This window comes from Myroides sp. DW712, from assembly GCF_046557355.1.
Taxonomy (GTDB): Bacteria; Bacteroidota; Bacteroidia; order Flavobacteriales; family Flavobacteriaceae; genus Flavobacterium.
Map to the genome: position 1 here is coordinate 1 of NZ_JBKFDO010000031.1, position 3,627 is coordinate 3,627.

General features: G+C 34.4%; 1 protein-coding gene and 2 pseudogenes. All 3 read left to right on the forward strand.

What is annotated here, in order from left to right; genetic code table 11:
• Positions 1 to 2,480: pseudogene (locus ACLJX0_RS15285) on the forward strand (hypothetical protein); the annotation flags it as partial.
• A gap of 266 nt (positions 2,481 to 2,746) precedes the next feature.
• Positions 2,747 to 2,917, forward strand: a complete 171-nt coding sequence (locus tag ACLJX0_RS15290) for a hypothetical protein (RefSeq protein WP_410881681.1) — start codon at positions 2,747 to 2,749, stop codon at positions 2,915 to 2,917.
• Positions 2,918 to 3,025: 108 nt separating this feature from the next.
• Positions 3,026 to 3,627 (forward strand): annotated as a pseudogene (locus ACLJX0_RS15295) (gliding motility-associated C-terminal domain-containing protein); the annotation flags it as partial.

Genomic DNA, 3,627 nt, shown 5'->3' on the forward strand with positions numbered 1-3,627 from the left:
ACAGTGTTTCTTTAGCGGTTACAGAAATTGCAAACAACAAAACTTTTGTTGAGAATATTGCGATGAACCAAGACTTCATTACGAAGTTAGGAGATAACATTGAGTTTGTTAACCAGATTACCAATAATGAAGAGTTCATCGAGAACATCATCAATAAATTAACGAAGAAGTACGGAAACGTAAACTACGATTCAGTAAACAATACGTTCTTCTACTACGATGAAAATGAAGAAAAGCAAGAGATTGACTGGTCAGCGTTAAACACGGTAAACGTGAGCTTTACGTTGGAAAATGATCAATTGGTTGTGACAGATTCAAACAACCACAGTGTTTCTTTAGCGGTTACAGAAATTGCAAACAACAAAACTTTTGTTGAGAATATTGCGATGAACCAAGACTTCATTACGAAGTTAGGAGATAACATTGAGTTTGTTAATCAGATTACCAATAATGAAGAGTTCATCGAGAACATCATCAATAAATTAACGAAGAAGTACGGAAACGTAAACTACGATTCAGTAAACAATACATTCTTCTACTACGATGAAAATGAAGAAAAACAAGAGATTGACTGGTCAGCGTTAAACACGGTAAACGTGAGCTTTACGTTGGAAAATGATCAATTGGTTGTGACAGATTCAAACAACCACAGTGTTTCTTTAGCGGTTACAGAAATTGCAAACAACAAAACTTTTGTTGAGAATATTGCGATGAACCAAGACTTCATTACGAAGTTAGGAGATAGTGCAGATTTCCAGACAATTATCAAAAATAATTCTGCGGAAACAGTCTTGACCTTAACGGATGAAACAGTTAATAATAATGAAGTAAAAGCAGGATTTTCTTTTAACAATGGAAAAGTTCCAGCATCGATTCAATTCTCAGAAACATTAACGGCCATGGAAAAAGGTACGGATGGTGATGGAAAAATTGAATACTATTTCATTGATGAAACAGAAAGAAGAGACGATGTTGTAATGACAATTACCCAAGACGTAATTACAGATTTCAACAAAATTATTGAAGATAATTCGGTAAAAACATTGCTAGAGACATTTATTTCTACCTCTACAGGGGATGTTGTGATATCTCGTGATGGAAATGGTAACGTAATCATTACAGCTTCTGGAGTAAGCTATAACTTGACCGATGAAATTAAAGCACAAGAAACAACTACTGTTTTATCTGCTAGTGGAACAACTGGTGTTTATGTGTATAAAAACGAGGAAGCGATTAAAACAAATGGTGAGGGAATTACAATTAACGTAGTATCAGATGTTCAGAACAACTTCCAAGATATTATTGATAACTCTAGTGTACAAACTATTTTAAACGAATACCTCACAAATAATATTTCGAACATTAAGGTAATCGACCAAAATGGGGATGTTGTATTTGTAATCAATGAAGGCGGGGTAGATACAGAAGTGAATATCTCTGATATAATTAGAGCAGAATCGTACGTTGCTTCTTTGGAAGTGAAAGAAACAGGAAATACTGATGGAGTAAAAGCTGGATTTAGTTTCAACGATGGTAAAAATTCGGCTTCTGAATTATTTGCAGAAACGTTAACGAGTTTGAGTAAGGGAACTGATGGAGACCAGATGATTGAGTATTCTTATAAAGATGAAACAGGTCTGCCAGCTAGTACAAAAATTACGGTTACACAAGATATTATCCATGACTTTGATAAAATTATCGCAGATAATTCGGTGAAAACATTGTTAGAAACGTTTATTTCAACTTCTACAGGTGATGTTGCCATATCTCGTGATATAAATGATAACCTAATCATTACAGCTTCTGGAGTAAACTATAACTTGACAGATGAAATTAAAAGTAAAGAGAGTTTAACTTCTTTAAAATATGAAAGTCAAGAAGTAGTAGAAAATGGTACAACCGTAAATAAAAATTTCCTAATCTATACACCAGAAAGAGGAGATGCTCAACGTATTGACTTTACTACGCTAGTGGAATCCAATGAAACGTTAACTAGTCTATTAGGGAAGAAAGATTCGGAAGATAATATAGTCCCAGCGGTTTATATCTATACGGATGAGAATAAAAATAATTGGGAAATTGATATTCCTGCAGCATTGAAAAACAGTACTGTATTCAATGAATATCTGACAAATTTAATTACGAATATTGGAACTGGTACAGTGGTAAATTATTCTTCTACTGAAGTAATTAAACCAGAGAAATGGTTAGATACAGATTTGAAGATTGCACAACGTGTATTTGAAATACGGTTAAATTCTAAAACGAATGTGATTGAAGTTGATGAAGACTTTGCTGAGGTGATTTTACAAGCACGTCTGATTAATAGAGCTACAAACTCTATTACAGAAGGTGTAATTCGCAAAACAGTAGTAGGAGGTAAGACACGTCTTATTGTTGGAATGGCAGATTCGTTAACAGTTCTACATCCAATAGGATCATACTATTTGATTTTAGAGTATGTAAAAAAAGATAATTAGTAATAAGAAGATTACAATCTTTGAAAAATAAATAGTTCAATACTTCTTGTTTTGTTGGTAAGCTGTTCCGTTTCCTACGTTCAAGTAGAAATCGGAACAGAGAATCCAACAGAAGAATAGGAAGTAAAGGAGAGCATTCGCTTTCATGGATTAGAAAAAAAGTTCTAATACACATTACAGAGAAATCAGAAGGGATAATCAAGGACGTTTAACAGGGAGGAGAATTAATCTAAGGGATTTATTTGAACAGATTCGTTAAACAATTTATGCCTCAAACAGGTGCAATTCCTACATCCACACCTCAAGATTTAGGGAGTAAAACCAGTATTGAGTTAGAACCTAATAATGAGACCACTATTATTTTGTACTGTACGAGTATTCCTGCGTTTATAGAAGAATCCATGGTATCTACTGTGGCAACTTTGGGAGGAGTGTAATGGATAAAAAAAGGTGGTAAACGATATGGATAATTTTGGTAGAAGAGGTAGGGGGAATCCAAGTTTATGAAAAAAGACTGAAGTAAGGTGTAATTAAATGACAAAAGAATGAAAAAGAAAATAATATATACACTATTGCTACTAGGATATAGTAGTGTGGTAACCTATGCTCAAGAAGCAGAACAGGTTATCGTCAACGAAGGAGTGCTTTCTATTTCTTCTCCGGACGACCTAGTGAGTTTTGAAAATACTTTTGAGAATAAAGAGACAGGAGATGTAACCAATGGAGGAGTAGTGATTTACTTTCAAAACTTCATTAATAATGGAGCGTATGGTTTAACTCCAAATTACCTGCAATCACGTACTATTTTTCTAACTGAAACAGACGGTGTTGTGAAGCAAATAGGGGGAAATGGATTATCATCTTTTCACCACATAGAGTTTAACAGTGCTACGCCTCATAAAGCCTTTGATTTAAAGAATAATATTGATGCCTCTGGAGTAGTTGATTTTCAAAACGGAATTATCGTTGTTGATTCAACGTTTAACCCTGTTACTAAACTTTCTCATGGGATGTTTACTTTTAAGAATGGAGCCACAGCAGAATCAGTAGGCGATGCTGCTCACGTGCAAGGCGCAGTTGAGAAGATCGGAAATGAATCCTTTGTGTATCCTATTGGTGATCAAGAAAAATACCGTTCTGCGCGTAT

Coding starts and splice junctions, on each gene's coding strand:
- ACLJX0_RS15290 (WP_410881681.1), top strand. CDS start 2,747: ATGCCTCAAACAGGTGCAATTCCTACATCCACACCTCAAGATTTAGGG.